1 tRNA gene is annotated in these 275 nt (G+C 44.0%); it reads right to left on the reverse strand.

The window, feature by feature from the left end:
• Positions 1–175: 175 nt before the first annotated feature.
• A tRNA-Ala gene (locus H3H39_RS27430) sits at positions 176–251 on the reverse strand.
• Between the last annotated feature and the right edge of the window lie 24 nt (positions 252–275).

A 275-nucleotide genomic window follows, 5' to 3' on the forward strand; every position in this document is an offset into this window, starting at 1 on the left:
GTTGCGTTTGTTGATACATACAATCATTACCCATCGTTCCACTTTTTACAGTAAAACGATCAATAAATAATCTTTACTTACTTCTTCCAGATTGTTAAAGAACATACAGCACTTGATCTCTAAAAGACCAAACCTAAATCGCAACCAAACCTGGCTGACTTACGTTTGAACTTTATGGTGGAGGATGACGGGATCGAACCGACGACCCCCTGCTTGCAAAGCAGGTGCTCTCCCAGCTGAGCTAATCCCCCATCGTGACCCTAGCGGGATGGAAC

Source organism: Rugamonas apoptosis (assembly GCF_014042355.1).
Classification (GTDB): Bacteria; Pseudomonadota; Gammaproteobacteria; order Burkholderiales; family Burkholderiaceae_D; genus Rugamonas; species Rugamonas apoptosis.